We start from the raw sequence: 21004 nt of genomic DNA, 5'->3' as shown, positions 1-21004 counted from the left end.
CGTCAGATTTCGACGACCTTGTCCCAGGCGAACTGTTCGTTTTCCCAGCGCCCGGAGCGACGGTCGAAGTAGCCGCGCGGATTGCAGACCACGCGCGTCCCATTCGCCGTGTAGTCGAACGACGTATGCGTGTGGCCGTGAATCCAAAGCGCGGCGGGCGTGCGGGCGAGCGTCGGCAGATGATTGACGAAGCCCGCCGACACGATATCCGTCGCATACCGCTCGGACAGACTTTCGCGCAACGGCGCGTGATGCGTGACGACGATCGTCTGGCCCGCGAACGGTCTGGCCAATTCGTTTTCGAGCCACGCGCGCGCTTGCTCGTGCAGCGCGAGGGAATCTTCCGGTGCGAACGCGCGGGGTTCGCCGTTTTGCTCCGGCCACGCGAGCTGGATCAGCCCTCGATAATCCAGCATGACCTTGATGCACGCTTCCTGCGCGCGGCCGATTTCTTCGTCGCTCGACCCGAACAGCGCGAAGTCGGTCCAGAGCGTCGTGCCGAGAACGCGCCACGCGCCGCGCCGGTCGACGAGCGCCGCGTTGTTCAGGTAATGCACGTTGTCCACGCTTTGCGCCGCGTCGAGCATGGCGACTTCCATCGCGCCGAATTCGGCGTCGTAGTACTCGTGATTGCCCGGCACATAGACGATAGGCACATCCGAACCGAAATTCTCCACCGCCCAACGCACGCCCTCGGCGTGATTGTGGATATCGCCCGCCAGCACGACGAGATCGGCTTCGGCATAAGGAATCGCGAGCGGCTCGTCGTTTTCCAGATGCAGGTCCGACAGCACGCGTATCTTCATGCGATGTTCTCCTTCCTTGTCCCGGCTTGCGCCCAGCGCACGACCTTGCCCGGATTCATGCGATTCTCGGGATCGAGCGCGGCCTTGATGCTTTGCATGAGGCGCACCTCGACGGCCGATTTATAGTGCATCGCTTCGTCCACCTTCAGTTGCCCGAGACCGTGCTCCGCGCTGATACTGCCGCGATGCGCATGCACCTGGTCGTAGACGAGCGCGTTGATCGGCGTCTGGAACGCTTCGAGAAATTGCTTCTGATCGACGCCTTCGGGCGCCTGCACGTTGTAATGCAGATTGCCGTCGCCTAGATGTCCGAAGGTCACCATGCGCGCGCCGGGCGTGGCTCGAGCGATGATCGCGTCGGTTTCCTCGATAAAGCGGCCGATGCTCGAGATCGGCACCGCAATGTCATGTTTGATGTTCAGCCCTTCCTCCGCCTGCGCGAGCGGGATATGCTCGCGCAAATCCCAGAATGCCTGCGACTGCGCGAGGCTTTCCGCGACCACGGCATCTTTGACGATACCTTCTTCCATAGCCTGTTCCATCAGCCTTTCGAAGAGCGCGCGGGCGTGTTCGTCGCTTTCGCTGTCGGAGAGTTCGAGCAGCACGGTTTGCGCGTGCGGTTCGCCGAACGGATACCGAAGTTGCGGAAAATGCCGGCCGACGAGGCGCATCGAGAAGTCGGACATGAGCTCGAAGCCGGTCAGGAGCGCACCTGCGTGACGTTGCGCCATTGCCAGGAAATCGAGTGCGGCGTGCGGCGAGGCTAGACCCGCGAGCGCTGTCACGCGCGCGACCGGCGCGGGATGCAATTTCATCACCGCCGCCGTGATGATCCCGAGCGTGCCTTCCGCGCCGATGTACAGATCGCGCAGATCGTAACCGGTGTTGTCCTTGCGCAAGCCGCGCAGGCCGTCCCAGATATCGCCTTGCGGCGTCACGACTTCGAGGCCCAGGCACAACTCGCGCGTGTTGCCGTAACGCAGAACGCCCGTGCCGCCCGCGTTGGTCGAGAGGTTGCCGCCGATCGTGCAACTGCCTTCGGCCGCGAGACTCAGCGCGAAGAGACGTTGTGCGCTTTCGGCGCGTGCCTGGACTTCGGCGAGCACGACGCCCGCTTCGACGGTAATGGTGTTGTTATGCGGATCGATACCGCGAATGCGGTTCAGGCGGCGCAGGCTCAACACCGCTTGCGCGCCGCTCTCGTCGGGGGTTGCGCCGCCCGCGAGTCCCGTGTTGCCGCCTTGCGGCACGATGGCCACGCCGTGTTCATGCGCGAGTCCGACGACGGCGGCGACTTCCGCGGTATCGGCGGGAAGCAGCACGGCGCACGCATTGCCGCGATAGCGCTTGCGCCAGTCGACGAGAAACGGCTCGGTGTCGTGATCGTGCGTGAGAACGTGGGACGCGCCGAGCAGTTCGGTGCAGGCGGCGATGAACAGGGCGTGAGAGGCAGTCATGGATGAGGGCAGATTGGACCGTGTAGCGTAGTCGACAGTATCGCGCAGCGGGGCGCGGCTTGCGCCTCGGCCGAATGGCATAGGCCGCGCGCAGCGTTTCGATCCGTGCTAAAAAGCATCACGTCCGTATGGAAAAAAGCGAACGATTTAGCGTTTTCTTGCACGCGCCGCACGTTTGAAGGGGGCGACGAAGCCGAGCGCGCAGACGAAGAATGCGAACGCAAGCAAAGTTTCGAGCCAGGCGAGGCGCGCGGAGAGGCCGGTATCGGTCATGCCGCGCACGATGCCTTCGGCGAAGTAGAGCAAAACGAGCATCGAAGCCCATTGCAAGGTATAGACGTTGCGCTTGATGACACCGGGCAGCGCGCATGCAAGTGGCAGTGCTTTCAACGCGAGTACCCATGCGCCGGGACGCAGCGGCGCGAGCCACAGCTCCCAGAGAAGCGAGAGCACGATGAGCGCGGCAAGACTCGTCAGCGCACCGATGGCAAGCGGCGCGTTCGTTCGCGGCTCGGTCAGCGAAGGTGCGGTCATGTTGGGCTTAAGCGGGCTCAAACGGACTTAAGCGGCCTTCGCGCCACGCACGAGGTCGAGCGCGGTGCGCGCGAGCCTTGTGCCGAGCGCGACGGCGAGCGCTTTCTCGTCGGCGGTGATGCCGTGGTGGCTGGCGTCGCCCGTGCGCGCATGATGCGATGCGCCGTAAGGCGTGCCGCCGCTTTGCGTGGTAGTCAGGCGCGACTCGGTGTAAGGAATGCCGACGATCAGCATGCCGTGATGCAGAAGCGGCAGCATCATCGAGAGCAGCGTGGTTTCCTGGCCGCCGTGCAGGCTGCCGGTGGAGGTGAAGACACTCGCCGGCTTGCCCGCGAGCGCGCCGGACAGCCACTGCGGCGTGGTGCCGTCGAGGAAATATTTTAGCGGCGCGGCCATGTTGCCGAAGCGCGTGGGCGAACCGAGCGCAAGACCCGCACATTCCTCCAGATCGCGCAGCTCGGCGTAAGGCGGGCCGTCGGCGGGAATGTCGGGCTGCGTGGCTTCGCAGACGGTGGACACCGGCGGCACCGTGCGCACCCGCGCGGCCATGCCAGGAACGCTGTCGACGCCCTGGGCGATGGCGAGCGCAAGCTCGCGGGTCGCGCCGTGGCGGCTGTAGTAGAGCACGAGGATGTCGTTCATAAGGCTTTTTTAGTGAACGGCTATTATAGGGATTAGCCTGTTTTTAGGGGCGCGCAGGGCGATAGCCGCACGCGGCCTCGCTTGGGAGAATGCGTTTGCGGCACGTTTTCATCGATCTCGCGGCAGTCAAGCGTCTCGCCGGTTTCGTCGCGCGGCGTCTTGGCGAGGATCGCGTCGCGCAGGTGGCGGGCAGTCTCACGTTCACGAGCGTGCTGTCCGTCGTGCCGCTCGCAACCGTCGCGTTCGCGCTCTTCACCGCGTTTCCCATTTTCGGTTCGTTCCAGTCGTCGTTGCAGGACTTCCTGGCGGCGCACCTGATGCCGACGCAGATCAACACGCAGATCTTCAATTATCTGAACCAGTTTGCCGCGAAAGCGAAGGGCTTGACCACGGTCGGCCTCATTATCCTGTTCGTCACCTCGGTGATGACCATGATGACGATCGAATCGGCGCTCAACGTCATCTGGCGCGTGAAGAAGGCGCGCCCGTTCGCGCAACGCGTCATGGTCTATTGGGCCATCATCACACTCGGGCCTATTCTCTTCGGCTGCAGTCTGTCCATCTCGTCCTACGTGTTCGCGCATTCGATCGCGTTCGCGGGGTCGCACAATCTCATGCCGCCTATCGTCGAATGGGCGCTCACGGGCGTTTCGTTGCCGCTCACGGTGTTTGCCTTCACCATCATTTACGTGTTCATGCCGAACTGCAAGGTCGAATGGCGCGATGCCGTCATTGGCGGGCTGATTGCAGCGGTGGCGTTCGAACTGGGCAAGCGCGGCTTCGGCTACTACGTGCGGCGTATTCCCACTTACACCGCCGTGTATGGCGCGTTCGCCGCGCTGCCGGTGTTTCTGCTGTGGGTTTATCTCTGCTGGATGATCGCACTCGTCGGAGCAATGGTGACGTCCGCGTTGCCGGCCATTCGCATCGGGCAATATCATCGGCGCGACTTTCCGGGCAGCGACTTGCTTTACGCGCTCGAAATACTCGCGCGACTCGTCGAATTGCGCGACGAAGGCAAGCCTGGCTACACGGCGATGGAACTCGCCAAGATGGCGCGTTGCGATCTGGATACCTCCACGCGCCTGATCACGCGGCTCGATGCGCTCGGCTGGATCGGCCGGCTCGAAGACTCGAAGATGCCGCGTTTCGTGTTGATCGCCAACCCGGCGCACATCACCATGACCATGCTGTTCGACCAGTTCGTGATCGACCGGGAGGAACTGGATTATCAATTGCGTCTCGATGCCACGCATCTCGATCGTACGGCGCTGATGGAAGCGCTCGAAAACGACAGGCTCGAAGCCACGCTCAACTCGCTCGTTGCGGCGCGCGCGGCGGCGCTCACAAACCCGCGCCTGCTCGAAACACCGCGTTCTTCCATGCCGCAGCAACCGGCCTGAGTGCGCGGTTCAAAGCGAGATCCTGCCGATGCAGATGTCCTTGAACATTACCCAGTCGCCCATCAGGCTATAGACCGGATGGCGAAAGGTGGCAGGGCGGTTCTTTTCGAAAAAGAAGTGGCCGATCCACGCAAAGCCGTAGCCGCAGATCACGGCGGCCGGCAGCCAGAGCCAGTCGCCGGTGGCGATGGCCATGGCAATGCAGCCAATCACGCCGAGTGAGCCTAAAAAGTGCAGCCTGCGCGATGTCAGATTGCGATGCTCGTCCAGATAGTACGGATAGAACTCGGCGAAGTTCGCGAAGTGTTCTCCGTGTGTCGTCTGCGCCATGATCGCCTCCCGGTCGATGCGGTGCCTTCCACCTGACGAAAGCGCCAGCAAGATTCATTCTGCGACGGCGCGCGTGGTGGTGCAAGCGATGCAAGGCTTTGATACGCGTGAGGCGTTCAACTTCTTGCAGACCACGCGCTCACCGGTTTTTCCATGCACTTCGGCGCCGAGACGAACGACGCGTCCGGTTACTCGGCTATCCGCGCAAAATCGTCACTCGGACCTAAAGCGCTTACCGCTTCCCCACACATTTCGGCGCCAAGACAAACGACGCGTCCGGTTCCTCGGCCAACAGCGCAGAATCGTCAATCGGTTCGAAAGCGCTTACCGTTCCCCCGCACACTTCAGCGCGAACGCAAACAACGTGTCCAGCACGGCATCCGGTTGCTCGGCCATCAGCGCATGACCGCCGTCCAATTCGACCGCGCTCACCGTTGCGCCCGCACGCTTCATCGCCTCGACGAGCGGGCGGGAGGCGCGCGGCGGCGTCATTACATCGCGCTTGCCGCTCAGTACGAGTACCGGACACTGCACCGTTGCAGCGCGTTCGAGCGCATCCGCGTAACCGTCGCACGCGCTGAAATCGGTGTGAAAAAGCTGCGCCTCGCCTTGAGCGCTGATGCGTTCCATCAGGCGCTGGTTGACGCCTCGCAACCAGAATCCGGGCGCCGGAGCCGACGGTTTCGCGGCGATGGTCGAATGCGACCATTGGTTGACCATATCGATCGCTTCCGGCTCGTGTTCGCGCGCGGCATCGAGAAGCATGTCGGAGACGGCCATCGGTGCGGCCGTGCTGACGAGCGCCAGTCCGAGCGCGCGGGCCGGATGGCGCGCGGCGGCATCGAGCGCGATCAGCGAACCCATGCTGTGCCCGACGAAAATGGCCTTGTCCGTATGGGCTGCATCGAGAAGGTGAATCGTCCAGTCGGCGAGCGCGGCGATGGTGCTCAACGCGGGCCCGGCGCTACGGCCATGCGCGGGCAGGTCGGGCGCGAGCACGCCGAAACCGTGATGCGCGAAGTAACGCGTCTGCAAGCCCCAAACGCTGTGATCGTGCTGCGCGCCGTGCAGGAAGACGATCGTTGGCCTGGCGGCATCGAACGGTTTGCCGCCGGTGTAGGCGTAGGCCGGGCGCCCGGCGATATCGAACATCATGCGCGGCTCCCAAGCGGCGCGGCGCGTGAGCCTTCGCTGCTTTTGCCGCTCTCTGCGCTTTCGGCCGCCTTTTGCGCTGCCTTGAGCCCGCGCTTGAGATCGTCGATGAGATCGTCCGCATCTTCCAGTCCGATAGACAAACGAATACGTCCCGGACCGATACCCGCCGCGGCGAGCGCCGCCGCGTCCATTCGAAAGTGCGTGGTCGAGGCGGGATGGATGACGAGCGAGCGCGCATCGCCGACATTGGCGAGATGCGAAAACAGCGTCAGCGACTCGATGAACTTGCGCGCCGCCGGCACGCCGCCGCGCAGATCGAAGCTGAACACCGCGCCCGCGCCGCGCGGCAGAAGCCTCTTGGCGAGCGCATGGTCGCGATGCGTCGGCAGTTCGGGATAAGCCACGCCTTCGACTGCCGGCGAACTCAGCAGGAATTCGATCACCTTGCGCGTATTAGCAACGTGCCTATCCATGCGTAACGGCAAGGTTTCGATGCCTTGAAGCAACTGCCACGCAGCCTGCGGATGCAGACACGCGCCGAAGTCGCGCAGCCCTTCGCGCCGCGCGCGCAACAGGAACGGCGCAACCGTGCTTTCCTCGGCGAAGACCATGCCGTGAAAGCCGTCGTAAGGCTGGGTGAATTCGGGAAAGCGTCCGCTCGCCGCGAAGTCGAACGTGCCGCCATCCACCAGCACGCCGCCGATGGTCGTGCCATGACCGCCCAGAAATTTGGTCGCGGAGTGGTAGACCAGGTCGGCGCCGTGTTCGAGCGGTCGCAGCAGGTAAGGCGTGGTGAAGGTGGAATCCACGAGCAGCGGCGCGCCGTGCTCATGCGCGATCTCCGCGACGCCCGCGATATCGAGCACGTCGAGCCCCGGGTTGCCGAGCGTTTCGCCGAAGAAGAGGCGCGTTTCCGGACGGGCCGCTCGACGCCACGCATCGAGATCGTGCGGCGCGACGAAGGTGGTCTCTATCCCGAAGCGCCGCAGCGTGTAGTGCAGCAGATTGTGCGAGCCACCATACAGCGCGCTCGATGCCACGACGTGCGAGCCCGCGCCCATCAGTGTGGCAATGGCCAGATGCAGCGCCGCCTGGCCGCTCGCCGTGCCGATTGCACCCGCGCCGCCTTCCAGCGCCGCCACGCGTTCCTCGAAAACCGCCACCGTCGGGTTCGAGATGCGGGAATAGACATGCCCCGAGCGCTCCATGTTGAAGAGCGCGGCGGCGTGATCGGTATCGCGGAAAGTGAACGACGTGGTCTGGTAGATCGGCGTGGCGCGCGCCCCGGTCACGGGGTCGGGCGCGGCGCCCGCGTGCAGCGCGAGCGTGTCGAAGCGGTTGGCGGGCATGGTTGGCGGCCTGTGTGGAGCAGGTCAGGAAAATAGCGGTCGATCATCGTAACATCCGCCTCGCGCGGGAAAACCGAGGGCGAACACGCGCACATCGAATGGGGAATCGGCCCGCAAAGCCTTATCCGAATGGCTAGACACGGCTGCTTTGCTTTCTTTTTGCGGGCCTTTCCGATAGCATCGAAACATGGTTTCAAGAACGTTCGGCAATTGAACAGGCATTTCGCGAGGAGACAGTCATGCGAGTCAGCGACATTCTGAAAGTAAAGGGCAACGCGCTATTCACGGTCACGCCCGACACGCCGCTCGCCGAAGCAATCGACGCCATGGCGGCGCATGACATCGGCTCGCTCGTCGTCATGGAATACGGCGATCTGGCCGGCATGCTTACCTTCCGCGAAATCATCGTCACCTTGCGCGACAACGGCGGCAGCGTCGGCACAACGAGCATCCGCAAGATCATGGACGACCATCCGCTCACCTGCACGCCCGAAACGGACGTCAACGAAGTGCGGCGCATGATGCTCGAGCATCACGTGCGTTACTTGCCGGTCATGGAGAATCGCGCGCTGATGGGCGTGATCTCGTTTTATGATGTCGCGCGCGCGGTCGTCGAGGAACAAGGCTTCGAGAATCGCATGCTGAAAGCGTATATACGCGACTGGCCTGAGCAACAGGAAGAAGCGCGCTGAGCACCTGCCCGATCCAACGCTTCGACGCTTCGCGTGACACCCCATGGAAGCGCGCCCCGGTGGCGCGCTTTTTTTCGTCCGGCTCGAACGCCTTTGCAGGCTTCGAGCTTCTTTTCCCGTGACATCCGCATTCGATCGCGCGGCGCCATCCAAGCCCGGTTCGCGATCAACTCCGGATCAATTTTTGTAGATAGCCATGAGTAGTAAAAATCCGTCGCGTGCCTCGTCGCGCGCATCCCGCGCCGCACGCCACGACGAGAAAGGCCAGTTCGGTCTTTTGCGCGAACTCCGTTTCGCGCCGTTCTTCTGGACGCAGTTTCTAGGCGCGATGAACGACAACGTCTTCAAGGTCGGCTTCACGTCGCTCGTCACGTTTCAGGCGGCGCGCTTTTCCGGCGTCGATCCGGGCACGGCCGCGTTCCTCATTTCGGCCATCTTCATCGTGCCGTTCGTGCTGTTCTCCGCGACCTCCGGCCAGATCGCCGACAAATACGACAAGGCCACGCTCGCGCGCCTGGTCAAGAGCTTCGAGATTCTCGTCATGTTGATTGGCGGCGCCGGCTTCGTGCTGCATAGCGCGCCGCTTTTATACGTCTGCACATTTCTGATGGGCGTGCACTCCACGGTGTTCGGGCCGGTGAAGTATGCGTATCTGCCGCAGCATCTGGAGGCTTCCGAACTCGTCGGCGGCAACGGGCTCGTGGAAATGGGCACATTCGTCGCGATTCTCATCGGCACGATCGTCGGCGGGGCAGCGGCGGGTGCGGTCGAACACGGGGCGATGGTGCTCGCGGCTGCGTGTCTCGCGTTCGCGATCATCGGGCGCGTCGTATCGAGCTTCATTCCGAAGTCCAACGCGTCGCAGCCGGACTTGCGCATCAACTGGAATCCGGTCTCGGAGACGTGGCGCAATCTCAAGCTCGCGAAAGCCGACCGTACCGTGTTCCTGAGCCTGCTCGGCATTTCATGGCTGTGGTTCGTCGGCGCGACTTTTCTCACGTCGTTCTTCAACTTCGCGAAGGACGTGCTCTCCGCGAACCCCGATGTCGTCACCATTCTCCTCGCGACGTTTTCGCTCGGCATCGGCACGGGTTCGCTCTTGTGCGAGAAGCTGTCGAAGCGGCGCGTCGAGATCGGACTGGTGCCGCTCGGGTCCATCGGCATCAGCGTGTTCGCCATCGATCTGTTCTTTGCCAGTCATCGGATTGCGCCGGCGGGGCATCTGCTCGGCGTTGCGGAGTTTCTGCTCGCGTTGCCGCACTGGCGCATTCTCGCGGACCTCTTTCTCCTTGCCATGTTCGGCGGCTTCTACAGCGTGCCGCTCTACGCGCTAATTCAGGCGCGCAGCCAGCCGACGCATCGGGCGCGCATCATCGCCGCGAACAATATCCTGAACTCGTTCTTCATGATCGTCTCGGCGTTGATGGCGCTCGGGCTCACGGCGCTCGGCGTCGGCATTCCCGGGCTCTTTCTCGCGACCGCGCTGCTCAACGTGGTTGTCGCCGCGTACATTTATTCGCTCGTGCCGGAGTTTCTGCTGCGCTTCATGGCCTGGGTGCTGGTGCATACGTTCTACCGCATTCGTCTCGTGGATGCCGAGCGCATTCCATCGCGCGGAGCGGCGGTGCTGGTGTGCAATCACGTCAGTTTCGTCGATGCCGTCGTCATCATGGCCGAAAGTCCGCGCCCGATCCGCTTCGTGATGGATCACCGCATCTTTCGCTCGCCGGTGATCGGCTGGCTGTTCCGCCATGTGAAGGCCATTCCGATCGCGCCCGCGCACGAAGACGCGGAATTGCTCGAACGCGCGTACCAGAAATGCGCCGAAGCGCTCGAAGAGGGCGAGCTCGTGTGCATCTTTCCCGAAGGCAAACTCACGCGTACGGGCGAGATCAATCCGTTCAGGCACGGCATTTCGCAGATCCTGCGGCGGCATCCGGCGCCGGTCGTGCCGGTCGCGCTGCGAGGCTTGTGGGGCAGCGTGTTTTCGCGTCATGAAGATGCGCGCTGGCCGCGGCCTATCCAACGCGGCGTCATGACCCGCCTGACGCTGGCGGTAGGCGAACCGATCGCGCCGGACGAGGCGACGCCGGAACGTTTGCAGCAGATCGTGACGGCGTTGCGCGGGGCGCGGCGCTAGATGCCACTGGCATAATGTCGGTTTCCCCGGCACTTTTCTAAGGTCGACGCTCATGTCCGGCAATACCCTTGGCACGCTTTTCACCGTCACCAACTTCGGCGAGTCGCACGGACCGGCGATCGGCTGCGTGATCGACGGCTGCCCGCCCGGCATGGCCCTGAGCGAGGCCGATATCCAGGTCGAACTGGACCGCCGCCGTCCCGGCACGTCGCGCCACGTGACGCAGCGCCAGGAAGCGGATCAGGTCGAGATTCTCTCGGGCGTATTCGAAGGCGTGACCACCGGCACGCCCATCGCGCTGCTTATCCGCAATACGGATCAGCGCAGCAAGGACTACGGCAATATCGTCGAAACCTTCCGCCCCGGTCACGCCGATTACACCTACTGGCAGAAATACGGCGTGCGCGACTATCGCGGCGGTGGCCGTTCGTCGGCGCGTCTGACGGCGCCGACAGTCGCGGCAGGCGCGGTCGCGAAGAAATGGTTGCGCGAAAAGTTCGGCGTGGAAACGCGCGGCTACATGAGCGCGCTCGGCGAGATTCCCATTCCGTTCGTCGGTTGGGAACATGTGCGCGAGAACCCGTTCTTCGCGCCGAATGCCGACGTGGTGCCGCAACTCGAGGCGTACATGGACAACTTGCGGCGCGACGGCGACTCGGTCGGCGCGCGCATCGAAGTGGTCGCGAGCGGCGTGCCGGTCGGCTTGGGCGAGCCGCTTTACGATCGACTCGATGCCGACATCGCCAAGGCGATGATGGGCCTGAATGCAGCGAAGGGCGTCGAGATCGGCGCGGGCTTCGCGAGCGTGGCGCAACGCGGTTCGCAGCATGGCGACGAGATGACGCCCGAAGGTTTCGCGACCAACAATGCGGGCGGCATTCTCGGCGGCATTTCGAGCGGGCAGGACATCACCGTGTCGATTGCGATCAAGCCGACATCGAGCATTCGCACGGCGCGTCAGTCGATCGACAAATCGGGCGCGCCCGCGACTGTCGAGACCTTCGGCCGTCACGATCCGTGCGTGGGGATCCGCGCGACGCCTATCGCCGAGGCCCTGCTTGCGCTCGTGCTAATGGACCACGCGCTGAGGCATCGTGCGCAGAACGGCGATGTCGTCGTCGGCACGCCGAAGATTGCGGCGCATACGCCGGCTAGTTGATCGCGCGTTGATTGCGCTTTTCTGAACGGGAGGCTTGACCGCGACGGCATTATCCTCGCCGATAAAAGCACGGCGCCGGTTCAAGACCGGCGCCGTACGACAGCCGCGCCCACGCGCGGCCCACCATCTCACCCGATTACATATTCGGGTAATTCGGCCCGCCGCCGCCTTCAGGCGTCACCCACACGATATTCTGCGTCGGGTCCTTGATATCGCATGTCTTGCAATGCACGCAGTTTTGCGCGTTGATCTGCAGACGTTCGCCGCCATCGTCCGTCTTCACGAACTCGTACACCGCTGCCGGGCAATAACGTCCTTCCGGACCTGCATAGGTCCGCAAATTCACGTTCACCGGCACGCTCGGGTCTTTCAGCGTCAGATGCGCCGGCTGATTCTCTTCGTGATTCGTGTTCGAAATGAACACCGACGAAAGTCTGTCGAACGTCAGCTTGCCATCCGGCTTCGGATAAACGATCGGCTTGCTCTGCGACGCGGGCTTCAGCATCTCGTGATCCCAATGCTGATGATGCAGCGTCCACGGCACGTTGCCGCCCATGACCTTCTGTTCCAGCCCGACCATGAACGTGCCGAGGTACAGGCCCTTGCTCATCCACTGCTTGAAATTGCGCGCGCGATGCAGTTCGGTCTTGAGCCAGGAAGTATCGAAGGCTTCTGGATACGCGCTCAACTCGTCGCTCTGACGGCCCGCCTGCACCGCGTCGAAGGCGGCTTCGGCGGCCATCTTGCCGGACTTGATCGCCGCGTGGCTGCCCTTGATGCGCGATGCGTTCAAAAAGCCCGCGTCGTCGCCGGCCAGCGCGCCGCCCGGAAACACGAGCTTTGGCAACGACATCAGGCCGCCCGCGGTAATGGCGCGCGCGCCGTAGGAAATGCGCTTGCCGCCTTCGAGGAACGGGCGAATGGCCGGATGCGTCTTGTAGCGCTGAAACTCTTCGAACGGCGAAAGGTACGGGTTTGAATAGCCGAGCCCGACCACGAAGCCCACCATCACCTGATTGTTGTCCATGTGATAAAGGAACGAGCCGCCGTACGTGTCGGGATCGAGCGGCCAGCCCGCCGTGTGGATAACGAGCCCCGGCTTGTGCTTGACGGGATCGATCTCCCACAATTCCTTGATGCCGATGCCATATACCTGCGGATCGGCATTCTGATTGAGCTTGAACTTGTCCATCAACTGACGGCCGAGATGCCCGCGCGCGCCTTCGCAGAAGAGCGTGTACTTCGCGTGCAATTCCATGCCGAGCTGGAAGTTCTCGGTCGGCTCGCCATCCTTGCCGATGCCCAGATTGCCGGTGACGACGCCTTTCACCGCGCCACTGTCGCTGTACAGCACTTCGGCGGCCGGAAAGCCCGGGAAGATCTCGACGCCCAGTTCCTCCGCCTGCGCGCCCAACCAGCGCGTGACGTTGGCGAGACTCACGACGTAGTTGCCGTGATTCTTGAAGTTGTCGGGAAGCAGCCAGTTCGGCACCTGCTTCGCGCTGTCCTGCGTGAGAAAGAGGAAGCGGTCTTCGGTCACTTCGACGTCGAGCGGTGCGTTTTTTTCCTTCCAGTCGGGGATGAGTTCGGACAGACCGCGCGGGTCCATGACCGCGCCCGACAAAATGTGCGCGCCGATCTCCGAACCTTTTTCCAGCACGCACACGCCGATTTCGACGCCTTTTTCTTGCGCAAGCTGCTTTAACCGGATAGCCGCCGACAAACCGGCTGGCCCGCCGCCGACGATGACGACGTCGTATTCCATCGATTCGCGGGGACCGTACTGCTCGATAAGGCTCGCCGGGGTCATCAATGCTCCTCTGTACCGTTAGAATGGCCTTTTAAGATCGCGTATTGTCAGCGAACGTCAGGCAGGCTGCAACCGACCTTGTCTGATCGAGTACGATCGTACTATTCTAGACGGCGCCGCGAAATCGGTGTCGATGCCACTAGCGGACTGGCGCATGCCGCGTGCCGCGTAAGGCCGAATCAACCGTAAAAGAAGGAAGCACAATGGGCCGTTCGATCAATCTGGAAGGCAAGGTCGCGCTGATTACCGGCGCGTCCAGTGGACTTGGAAAGCGTTTTGCGCAAGTACTGTCGCAAGCCGGCGCGAAAGTGGTGCTGGCGAGCCGCCGCACCGAGCGTCTCAAGGAATTGCGCGCGGAAATCGAGGCATCGGGTGGCGCGGCGCATGTCGTGTCGCTGGACGTGACCGACTATCAGAGCATCAAGTCCGCGGTCGCGCATGCGGAGACGGAAGCCGGTACCATCGACATCCTCGTGAATAATTCGGGTGTGTCGACCACGCAGAAGCTGACCGACGTCACGCCCTCCGACTACGAATACGTCTTCGGCACCAATGTGCGCGGCGCGTTTTTCGTGGCGCAAGAAGTAGCCAAGCGCATGATCATGCGCGGCAGCGGCGCGGCCAAGCCGGCGTATCGCATCATCAACGTGGCTTCGGTGGCGGGACTGCGCGTGTTTCCGCAGATCGGCCTCTACGCCATGAGCAAGGCGTCGGTCGTGCAGATGACCAAGGCCATGGCGCTCGAATGGGGCCGCCACGGCATCAATGTGAACGCCATCTGCCCGGGTTATATCGACACCGAAATCAATCACCATCACTGGAAAACCGAGCAAGGCCAGAAGCTCGTGTCGATGCTGCCGCGCCGCCGCGTGGGTTCGCCCGGCGACCTCGACGGCCTTCTGCTCTTGCTCGCCGCCGACGAATCGCAGTTCATGAACGGCGCGGTCATCTCGGCGGACGACGGTTTTTCGCTCTGAACGCGCGCTATCTTGACCAGGCAAACATGAGCAACAACCCTTTTCATACCGTCTTCGAACTTTCCATGCCTATCCGTTGGGGTGACATGGACGCCTTCGGGCACGTCAACAACACCGTCTACTTCCGCTACATGGAGCAGGTGCGAATTTCGTGGTTCGAAGAGCTCGGCATCGTCGGATCGAACGCCGAGGGACAAGGGCCGGTGATCGTCAATGCGTCGATGGAATTCCTGCAGCAACTGCATTATCCGGGCAACGTGATCGGCCGCATGTCGGTCGGCAAGCCTGGACGCAGCAGCCTGGAAACGCACTTCGAGCTGTATCGCGACGACGCGCCCGGTGAGCTCTTTGCAAAGGGCGCGGCCAAGATCGTGTGGGTGGATTACAAGGCGGGCAAGTCCGTGCCGCTGCCGGACTTGCTTCGTCAGATCATCGAGACGGCTGCGCCCGCACTATGAGCGTGCGCGCTCAGTTGCCGAGCAGGCGCTGCAGCAACTCCGTCGCGTTGCCCGTATCGTATTTGCGCATGAGCCGCGCGCGGTAGATATCGACCGTGCGCGGGCTAATGTCGAGCACGCGGCCAATTTGTTTGCTCGTCTTGCCGGTCACGAGTTGCGCGGCGATCTCCCTTTCGCGCGGCGTCAGTTCTATGGCCACACGCCGCGTCGCGCTCAAATCCTCGAAAGTCCAGACGCCTGCCGCATGCGGTGCGTCGCGCTCCAGCGCGCGGCCGGTGACGTGGCACCAGAACATTTCCCCATCCGAGCGCTTCATGATGCGATCGTCGCTGTAGGTGCCTTGCGTGCTGATATGCGCGGCAATACGCTCGCCGATGCGCGCAAACTCGTCCGGACTCGGATAAAGCACCTGAAACGACTCGCCGATGAGCGCCGCGCGCTCGAAGCCGAACATGGCGCAGACCTGCTCGTTGCAGTCCTCGATGATGCGCTCGCGCGAAAGCACGAGGCCAACGGGCGCGAGATGAAACGCGGTTTGGTAGTCCAGTTCAGGCATGAGGAAAAGGTGCGCCCGTGCTTCGCTCCCGGACGGAACCAAAGGGCGCGGGCAAAGACTTATGTATTTTTGCGTATTGTGCCGGATGGATCGCTAAGCGTAATCTTTGCCCAAGTCTAAACGCCGCCTTGCATGCCACGGCGGCCAAGAAAAGCCGGTTTTCAGTCGGGTTCACAAATGGAAGGGACAATCAGATGAACAAGGTCTATCCCAGCGCGAAGGCGGCGCTCGATGGCATCGTCAAGGACGGGCAGACATTCGCCGTCGGCGGTTTCGGGCTGTGCGGCATTCCCGAAGCGCTGATCGCGGCGTTGCGCGACTCGGGCGTGAAGGACATCACCTGCATCAGCAACAACGCGGGTGTCGACGGCTTCGGGCTCGGCCTCCTGCTCGAAACACGTCAGGTCAAGAAAATGATTTCGTCTTACGTGGGCGAAAACAAGGAATTCGAGCGGCAGTATCTGGCCGGCGAACTTGAACTCGAATTCACGCCGCAAGGCACGCTCGCCGAAAAACTGCGCGCGGGCGGCGCGGGCATCCCGGCGTTCTTCACGAACACGGGCTTCGGCACCGTGATCGCGGACGGCAAGGAAACGCGTCAGTTCGGCGAAAACCATTACGTGCTCGAGCATTCGCTGACAGCGGACGTCGGTATCGTGAAGGCATGGAAAGCCGACAAATCGGGCAATCTTATCTATCGCCGCACGGCGCGAAACTTCAATCCAATGTGCGCCATGGCCGGCAAGATCACCGTGGCCGAAGTGGAAGAGATCGTCGAAGTAGGCGAGCTCGATCCCGATCACATCCATACGCCGGGCATCTTCGTGCAGCGGCTCGTCCTGAATGCGCACCCTGAAAAGCGCATTGAGCAACGTATCGTCCGCGCGAAAGGAGAATGACCATGGCTTGGACTCGTGATCAGATGGCCGCGCGCGCGGCGAAGGAATTGCAGGACGGCTTCTATGTGAACCTCGGCATCGGCTTGCCGACGCTCGTTGCCAACCATGTGCCGGACGGCGTGGAAGTATGGCTGCAATCGGAGAACGGCCTGCTCGGCATCGGCCCGTCGCCGACCGAAGAAGAAGTGGACGCCGATCTCATCAACGCCGGCAAGCAGACGGTGACCACGCTGCCGGGCTCGTCGATCTTTTCGTCGGCGGATTCATTCGCGATGATCCGCGGCGGCCACATTAACCTGGCGATTCTCGGCGCCATGCAGATCAGCAAGACGGGCGACCTCGCCAACTGGATGATTCCCGGCAAGATGATCAAGGGCATGGGCGGCGCGATGGACCTCGTAGCGGGCGTGAAGAAGGTCGTCGTGCTGATGGAACACGTCGCGAAGGGCGACCAGCACAAGATTCTCGAAGAATGCTCGCTGCCGCTGACGGGCGTGGGCGTGGTGGATCGCATCATCACGGACCTCGGCGTGATCGACGTGACCGAGAATGGTCTCAAGCTCGTCGAACTGGCCGATGGCGTCAGTGCTGAGGAGATTCAGCAAAAGACCGGCGCGCCGTTGGATGTCAGCGGCGTGAAGTAATCGGGTTGAAGTAAAGCGGCGTCTTTCGACGTGGAAAGGCGGGTGGAGCTGCGAGGCTTCGCCCGCTTTGTTTTTGATCACCGTGGTCAAGGGGTCGTCCGTTCGGCCGATGTTCAGTCGGTTTCGCGCGCGGCGCTTACAATCGATTCGACATCTTCCTGCGAGGAATACCCATGACCACATCCATCGTCGTCGAAGCGCCACATCCGGCGGCCGCCGTGCCGCGCCAGCGTTTCGTGCAGTGTGCGAGCCCGGCCGGCCTGCATCGCATGGCCTACACCGAATGGGGCGATCCGGCCAATCCGCGCGTGCTGATGTGCGTGCATGGCCTGACGCGCTCGGGGCGCGACTTCGACAAGGTGGCGCAGGCGCTCGCAAACGAGTATCGCGTGGTGTGTCCGGATGTCGTCGGGCGCGGTCTGTCGGACTGGCTCGCCGACCCGCGCCATTACGGCGTGCCGCAGTACGTCGCGGACATGGTGACGCTCATCGCGCGTCTGAACGTGGAAACGGTGGACTGGTTCGGCACCTCGATGGGCGGACTCATCGGCATGGCGCTCGGCGGCTTGCCGAATACGCCGATTCGCAAGATGCTCATCAACGACGTGGGACCGCATATCGAACCCATCGCGCTCACGCGTATCGGGGAATATCTCGGCAAGCCCACGCGCTTCGCCTCGCTCGATGAAGGCGTGCGGCACGCCGCCGCGCTTGCGGCTTCGTTCGGCAATCTCACGGACGAGGAGTGGGCAAGCATCAATACGCCGCTTCTGCACGAGAAGGATGGTGCGTGGCGCTTCCGCTACGACCCGGACATCGCGAAGCCGTTCAAGGCGTCGACGCCTGAACAGAACGCGGCGGGTGAAGCGTACTTGTGGCATGCGCTGGCCTCGTTCAAGACGCCGGTGCTCGTCGTGAGAGGAGAGCATTCGGACTTGCTGTCGCGCGAGACGGTCAAGCGAATGGTGTCGAAAGGGCAGGCGGTCACGAGCGTCGAAGTGGCGGATACCGGACACGCGCCGGCCTTCCTCGCGGCGGACCAGATCGCCACCGCGCGCGCCTTCTTTCTCGGAAATGACGCGGGCGCGGCATAATATCAGGCTGAGCGCCTGGCGCTTTATCCCAATTTGCATCTTCATCGAACAGGAACGCATATGGCAGTTACTCGTCATCACGTCGGCGCACGGCTTTCGGAAATCGCCATCCACAACGGCACCGTGTATCTCGCGGGCCAGATCGCCGAGGACACCGACCAGGACATCACCGGCCAGACGCGCGAAGTGCTCGGCCATATCGACCGTCTGCTCGAAGAAGCGAACAGCGACAAGTCGCATCTGTTGTCGGTGCAAATCTACGTCTCCGACATGGTGCACTTCGCCGCTATGAACGCCGTGTGGGACTCGTGGGTCGCCGCGGGCAACACGCCGCCGCGCGCTACCGTCGAAGCGAAGCTCGCGAACCCCGCATGCCTGGTGGAAGTCGTCGTCGTGGCGGCGCAGCGCTAAGCAGGTTCGCCAAAGAGCAGTCATTCGCGCATGACCGAGTCCGCCGTTATCGCCGACACCTTGCCGGAGCCATCCATCGACGATGCGCTCGCGTTCATCCGCGAGCACGCGAAGGATGCGCGCGTCTCGACGGGCGAACTGCTCACCGAGCACGCGGAAGGCACGGCGCGCATCATGCAGACGCTCAACGTCGACGCTCACGCGATCGCCGCTGCGGCGCTCTTCGTGTTGACGCCGCATTTGGACGACCCGGAAAAGGTCATCGAGGAGCGCTTCGGCGCGGAAGTGCAGCGGCTCGTCGGCGATGTGCGCAAGCTCTTGCGTCTCGGCTCCGTCAGTTCGCGCGCCACGCTCGCGGACTTGCCCGAGAACACGCGCGACGCACAGGCCGCGCGGCGCGCGCAAGTCGAATCATTGCGCAAGATGTTGCTTGCTTTCGCGCAGGATATTCGCGTGGTGCTGATTCGCCTCGCGTCGCGCCTGCAAACCTTGCGCTATCACGCGGCCAACAAGATCGATCCCTCGCCCGATGTGCCGCGCGAGACCATGGAAATCTACGCGCCGCTCGCAAACCGTCTCGGCATCTGGCAACTCAAGTGGGAGCTCGAAGACCTGTCGTTCCGCTTCGAGGACCCGGTCACGTACAAGCGCATCGCGAAGTTGCTCGACGAGAAGCGCGTGGAGCGCCAGTCTTATGTCACGGACGCCATCGCGCGGCTGCAAACTGAACTCGATACCGCGCAGATCAAGGCCGAAGTCAGCGGCCGGCCAAAGCACATCTACAGCATCTGGAAGAAGATGCGCGGCAAGCATCTCGACTTCTCCGAACTGAACGATGTACGCGCGTTTCGCGTGATCGTCGGGGACATCAAGGACTGCTATACCGTGCTCGGCATCGTGCACAACTTGTGGCAACCGGTGCCGCGCGAGTTCGACGACTACATCTCGCGGCCCAAGCCGAATGGCTACAAGTCGCTGCATACGGTCGTGATCGGCGACGACGGGCGCGCGTTCGAAGTGCAGATCCGTACCTACGAGATGCATCAGTTTGCCGAGTATGGCGTGGCGGCGCACTGGCGCTACAAGGAAGCGGGCACGCGCGGCTATGCGGGCCAGGTCACGGCAAGCGAGAAGTACGACGAGAAAATCGCCTTTCTGCGCCAGTTGCTTGCCTGGAAGGACGATGTCGAAGGCGAGCAGCCCGGTTGGCAGCAGTTGCGCGACGCCACGCTCGACGACGACCACATCTATGTGCTGACGCCCCAGGCGCGCGTGATCGCGTTGCCGCACGGCGCGACAGCGGTCGACTTCGCGTATCACCTGCATAGCGAGCTTGGGCATCGCTGTCGCGGCGCACGTGTCGATGGCGTCATGGTGCCGCTCAACACGCCGCTGCAGAACGGGCAGACGGTCGAGATCGTCGCGGTGAAGGAGGGCGGCCCGTCGCGCGACTGGCTCAATCCGCAGCTCGGCTATCTGCACAGCCCGCGCGCGCGGCAGAAGGTGCGCGCGTGGTTCAACACGATCGATGCGGCGGAGAACATCGCGGAAGGTCGCGCGATCGTCGAAAAGACGCTGCAGCGCGAAGGGAAGACCTCGGTCAATCTCGATCAGCTCGCGAGCAAACTCGGCTTCAAGGCGCCCGAGGATCTCTACTCGGTCGTCGGCAAGGACGAATTCAGCCTGCGCAATATCGAACAGGCCTTGAGCGATACGCCGCCCCCCGAGCCCGAACTCGAGACGCCCGAGCAGTTCGAAAAGCGCAGCAGCGGACAGAGCGTGGCGCTCGGGGCATCGACGGGCGTGCTGGTCGTCGGCGTCGATGCGTTGCTCACGCAACTCGCGCGTTGCTGCCGCCCGGCGCCGCCGGACCCTATTGCGGGGTTCGTCACGCGCGGCAAGGGCATGTCGATTCATCGTTCCGATTGCGCGACGTTCCAGCGCATGGCGCAGCGTTCGCCCGAGCGCGTGCTGCATACGACGTGGTCGGCGCAGGTGATGAACGGGCGCGGGTCGTCGGTGTATCCGGTGGATTTGTCGGTCGAGTCGGCGGATCGGCAGGGACTATTGCGCGACATCACGGAAGTCTTCGCGCGCGAGAAAATCAACGTGATAGGCGTGAAGACGCAAAGCCGGCGCAACGTAGCCTACATGCAGTTCACCGTGGAAGTGTCCAACGCAATGCAGATTCAACGTGCGTGCACCTTGCTCGGGGAAGTCGTGGGCGTGATCCGCGCGGCGCGTCGAGCCTGAACGCTAGCTACGGCCGGGAGCGTCACTGCGCGAAAAGTTGAACGGATCGACGAATAATTTTTCGATTCATCGCACAGATGCACTTGCCAAAAATCGAAACGCTCCATATAATCTCACTTCTTTCAGGCTCGTAGCTCAGCTGGTTAGAGCACCACCTTGACATGGTGGGGGTCGTTGGTTCGAGTCCAATCGAGCCTACCAACGAAAACGAAGCCTCGGTCCGCCGAGTCTTCAA

The 21004-nt window shown here is 62.7% G+C and carries 20 protein-coding genes and 1 tRNA gene; 12 read left to right on the top strand and 9 right to left on the bottom strand.

Annotation, left to right across the window (positions count from 1 at the left end; all coding sequences use genetic code 11):
- Positions 1 to 2: 2 nt before the first annotated feature.
- From ACYQ47_RS30135 to wrbA, 4 genes are all read right to left on the bottom strand, one after another.
- Positions 3 to 806 (bottom strand): metallophosphoesterase, encoded by an 804-nt coding sequence (locus ACYQ47_RS30135; protein WP_459908378.1) that lies wholly within the window; start codon positions 804 to 806, stop codon positions 3 to 5.
- Complete coding sequence (locus ACYQ47_RS30130; protein WP_459908376.1) at positions 803 to 2263, bottom strand: FAD-binding oxidoreductase; 1461 nt, start codon at positions 2261 to 2263, stop codon at positions 803 to 805. Before ACYQ47_RS30130 ends, ACYQ47_RS30135 begins: the two co-directional genes overlap by 4 nt.
- 147 nt (positions 2264 to 2410) lie before the next feature.
- Positions 2411 to 2797 (bottom strand): DUF2069 domain-containing protein, encoded by a 387-nt coding sequence (locus ACYQ47_RS30125; protein ID WP_459908374.1) that lies wholly within the window; start codon positions 2795 to 2797, stop codon positions 2411 to 2413.
- Positions 2798 to 2824: 27 nt separating this feature from the next.
- Positions 2825 to 3439 carry an NAD(P)H:quinone oxidoreductase gene (wrbA, locus tag ACYQ47_RS30120; RefSeq protein WP_459908372.1) on the bottom strand — a complete coding sequence of 205 codons (615 nt, stop codon included), beginning with the start codon at positions 3437 to 3439 and terminating at the stop codon, positions 2825 to 2827.
- Between the two features lie 95 nt (positions 3440 to 3534).
- Here wrbA and ACYQ47_RS30115 point away from each other — a divergent pair, with 95 nt between their 5' ends.
- The gene (locus tag ACYQ47_RS30115) at positions 3535 to 4842 is read left to right on the top strand and encodes a YihY family inner membrane protein (protein ID WP_404989076.1); all 1308 of its coding nucleotides are present in this window, start codon (positions 3535 to 3537) and stop codon (positions 4840 to 4842) included.
- A gap of 9 nt (positions 4843 to 4851) precedes the next feature.
- Here the strand turns inward: ACYQ47_RS30115 and ACYQ47_RS30110 are convergent, their stop codons facing one another.
- From ACYQ47_RS30110 to ACYQ47_RS30100, 3 genes are all read right to left on the bottom strand, one after another.
- Positions 4852 to 5172 carry an Mpo1-like protein gene (locus ACYQ47_RS30110; protein WP_244827684.1) on the bottom strand — a complete coding sequence of 107 codons (321 nt, stop codon included), beginning with the start codon at positions 5170 to 5172 and terminating at the stop codon, positions 4852 to 4854.
- 324 nt (positions 5173 to 5496) lie between these two features.
- Positions 5497 to 6327, bottom strand: coding sequence for an alpha/beta fold hydrolase (locus ACYQ47_RS30105; RefSeq protein WP_459908369.1), 831 nt, complete (start codon positions 6325 to 6327; stop codon positions 5497 to 5499).
- Positions 6324 to 7676: an O-acetylhomoserine aminocarboxypropyltransferase gene (locus ACYQ47_RS30100; RefSeq protein ID WP_250508892.1), complete on the bottom strand. Its 1353-nt coding sequence runs from the start codon at positions 7674 to 7676 to the stop codon at positions 6324 to 6326. Before ACYQ47_RS30100 ends, ACYQ47_RS30105 begins: the two co-directional genes overlap by 4 nt.
- Before the next feature lie 239 nt (positions 7677 to 7915).
- Between ACYQ47_RS30100 and ACYQ47_RS30095 the strand changes: the two genes are divergently transcribed.
- From ACYQ47_RS30095 to aroC, 3 genes are all read left to right on the top strand, one after another.
- A complete protein-coding gene (locus ACYQ47_RS30095; protein WP_244827687.1) occupies positions 7916 to 8368 on the top strand; it encodes a CBS domain-containing protein in 453 nt (150 codons plus the stop codon).
- 196 nt (positions 8369 to 8564) lie between these two features.
- Positions 8565 to 10508 (top strand): MFS transporter, encoded by a 1944-nt coding sequence (locus ACYQ47_RS30090; protein ID WP_459908367.1) that lies wholly within the window; start codon positions 8565 to 8567, stop codon positions 10506 to 10508.
- A gap of 52 nt (positions 10509 to 10560) precedes the next feature.
- Positions 10561 to 11667 carry a chorismate synthase gene (gene aroC / locus ACYQ47_RS30085; protein WP_459908365.1) on the top strand — a complete coding sequence of 369 codons (1107 nt, stop codon included), beginning with the start codon at positions 10561 to 10563 and terminating at the stop codon, positions 11665 to 11667.
- Between the two features lie 136 nt (positions 11668 to 11803).
- On the opposite strand, the gene ACYQ47_RS30080 is transcribed toward aroC, so the two are convergent.
- Complete coding sequence (locus ACYQ47_RS30080; protein ID WP_250464410.1) at positions 11804 to 13477, bottom strand: electron transfer flavoprotein-ubiquinone oxidoreductase; 1674 nt, start codon at positions 13475 to 13477, stop codon at positions 11804 to 11806.
- A 203-nt stretch (positions 13478 to 13680) separates the two neighbouring features.
- Here ACYQ47_RS30080 and ACYQ47_RS30075 point away from each other — a divergent pair, with 203 nt between their 5' ends.
- Complete coding sequence (locus tag ACYQ47_RS30075; RefSeq protein WP_244827691.1) at positions 13681 to 14454, top strand: SDR family oxidoreductase; 774 nt, start codon at positions 13681 to 13683, stop codon at positions 14452 to 14454.
- 26 nt (positions 14455 to 14480) lie between these two features.
- Positions 14481 to 14912, top strand: a complete 432-nt coding sequence (locus tag ACYQ47_RS30070; RefSeq protein ID WP_250464412.1) for an acyl-CoA thioesterase — start codon at positions 14481 to 14483, stop codon at positions 14910 to 14912.
- 10 nt (positions 14913 to 14922) lie between these two features.
- On the opposite strand, the gene ACYQ47_RS30065 is transcribed toward ACYQ47_RS30070, so the two are convergent.
- Positions 14923 to 15468: a LuxR C-terminal-related transcriptional regulator gene (locus tag ACYQ47_RS30065; protein WP_250464414.1), complete on the bottom strand. Its 546-nt coding sequence runs from the start codon at positions 15466 to 15468 to the stop codon at positions 14923 to 14925.
- 194 nt (positions 15469 to 15662) lie between these two features.
- Between ACYQ47_RS30065 and ACYQ47_RS30060 the strand changes: the two genes are divergently transcribed.
- The 6 genes from ACYQ47_RS30060 to ACYQ47_RS30035 all read left to right on the top strand — a co-directional run bounded on the left by ACYQ47_RS30060 (position 15663) and on the right by ACYQ47_RS30035 (position 20970).
- Positions 15663 to 16367, top strand: a complete 705-nt coding sequence (locus ACYQ47_RS30060) for a CoA transferase subunit A (RefSeq protein WP_244827694.1) — start codon at positions 15663 to 15665, stop codon at positions 16365 to 16367.
- A 2-nt stretch (positions 16368 to 16369) separates the two neighbouring features.
- Positions 16370 to 17011 (top strand): CoA transferase subunit B, encoded by a 642-nt coding sequence (locus ACYQ47_RS30055; protein ID WP_459908361.1) that lies wholly within the window; start codon positions 16370 to 16372, stop codon positions 17009 to 17011.
- A 173-nt stretch (positions 17012 to 17184) separates the two neighbouring features.
- On the top strand, positions 17185 to 18105 hold the full coding sequence (locus tag ACYQ47_RS30050) for an alpha/beta fold hydrolase (RefSeq protein ID WP_459908359.1): 921 nt from the start codon (positions 17185 to 17187) through the stop codon (positions 18103 to 18105).
- A gap of 60 nt (positions 18106 to 18165) precedes the next feature.
- Positions 18166 to 18516 carry a RidA family protein gene (locus ACYQ47_RS30045; RefSeq protein WP_244827697.1) on the top strand — a complete coding sequence of 117 codons (351 nt, stop codon included), beginning with the start codon at positions 18166 to 18168 and terminating at the stop codon, positions 18514 to 18516.
- A gap of 30 nt (positions 18517 to 18546) precedes the next feature.
- Positions 18547 to 20769: a RelA/SpoT family protein gene (locus tag ACYQ47_RS30040; RefSeq protein ID WP_250464417.1), complete on the top strand. Its 2223-nt coding sequence runs from the start codon at positions 18547 to 18549 to the stop codon at positions 20767 to 20769.
- 124 nt (positions 20770 to 20893) lie between these two features.
- Positions 20894 to 20970 (top strand) — tRNA-Val (locus tag ACYQ47_RS30035).
- The last annotated feature ends 34 nt before the right edge of the window (positions 20971 to 21004 follow it).

The sequence above is a fragment of the Caballeronia sp. HLA56 genome, from assembly GCF_054655155.1.
This window is presented reverse-complemented; position numbering and strand designations above follow the sequence as displayed.

Bases quoted from the DNA above. Each gene is read 5' to 3' on its own strand.
- ACYQ47_RS30135 (WP_459908378.1), bottom strand. From the start codon at position 806: ATGAAGATACGCGTGCTGTCGGACCTGCATCTGGAAAACGACGAGCCG.
- ACYQ47_RS30130 (WP_459908376.1), bottom strand. From the start codon at position 2,263: ATGACTGCCTCTCACGCCCTGTTCATCGCCGCCTGCACCGAACTGCTC.
- ACYQ47_RS30125 (WP_459908374.1), bottom strand. From the start codon at position 2,797: ATGACCGCACCTTCGCTGACCGAGCCGCGAACGAACGCGCCGCTTGCC.
- wrbA (WP_459908372.1), bottom strand. From the start codon at position 3,439: ATGAACGACATCCTCGTGCTCTACTACAGCCGCCACGGCGCGACCCGC.
- ACYQ47_RS30110 (WP_244827684.1), bottom strand. From the start codon at position 5,172: ATGGCGCAGACGACACACGGAGAACACTTCGCGAACTTCGCCGAGTTC.
- ACYQ47_RS30105 (WP_459908369.1), bottom strand. From the start codon at position 6,327: ATGATGTTCGATATCGCCGGGCGCCCGGCCTACGCCTACACCGGCGGC.
- ACYQ47_RS30100 (WP_250508892.1), bottom strand. From the start codon at position 7,676: ATGCCCGCCAACCGCTTCGACACGCTCGCGCTGCACGCGGGCGCCGCG.
- ACYQ47_RS30095 (WP_244827687.1), top strand. From the start codon at position 7,916: ATGCGAGTCAGCGACATTCTGAAAGTAAAGGGCAACGCGCTATTCACG.
- ACYQ47_RS30090 (WP_459908367.1), top strand. From the start codon at position 8,565: ATGAGTAGTAAAAATCCGTCGCGTGCCTCGTCGCGCGCATCCCGCGCC.
- aroC (WP_459908365.1), top strand. From the start codon at position 10,561: ATGTCCGGCAATACCCTTGGCACGCTTTTCACCGTCACCAACTTCGGC.
- ACYQ47_RS30080 (WP_250464410.1), bottom strand. From the start codon at position 13,477: ATGACCCCGGCGAGCCTTATCGAGCAGTACGGTCCCCGCGAATCGATG.
- ACYQ47_RS30075 (WP_244827691.1), top strand. From the start codon at position 13,681: ATGGGCCGTTCGATCAATCTGGAAGGCAAGGTCGCGCTGATTACCGGC.
- ACYQ47_RS30070 (WP_250464412.1), top strand. From the start codon at position 14,481: ATGAGCAACAACCCTTTTCATACCGTCTTCGAACTTTCCATGCCTATC.
- ACYQ47_RS30065 (WP_250464414.1), bottom strand. From the start codon at position 15,468: ATGCCTGAACTGGACTACCAAACCGCGTTTCATCTCGCGCCCGTTGGC.
- ACYQ47_RS30060 (WP_244827694.1), top strand. From the start codon at position 15,663: ATGAACAAGGTCTATCCCAGCGCGAAGGCGGCGCTCGATGGCATCGTC.
- ACYQ47_RS30055 (WP_459908361.1), top strand. From the start codon at position 16,370: ATGGCTTGGACTCGTGATCAGATGGCCGCGCGCGCGGCGAAGGAATTG.
- ACYQ47_RS30050 (WP_459908359.1), top strand. From the start codon at position 17,185: ATGACCACATCCATCGTCGTCGAAGCGCCACATCCGGCGGCCGCCGTG.
- ACYQ47_RS30045 (WP_244827697.1), top strand. From the start codon at position 18,166: ATGGCAGTTACTCGTCATCACGTCGGCGCACGGCTTTCGGAAATCGCC.
- ACYQ47_RS30040 (WP_250464417.1), top strand. From the start codon at position 18,547: ATGACCGAGTCCGCCGTTATCGCCGACACCTTGCCGGAGCCATCCATC.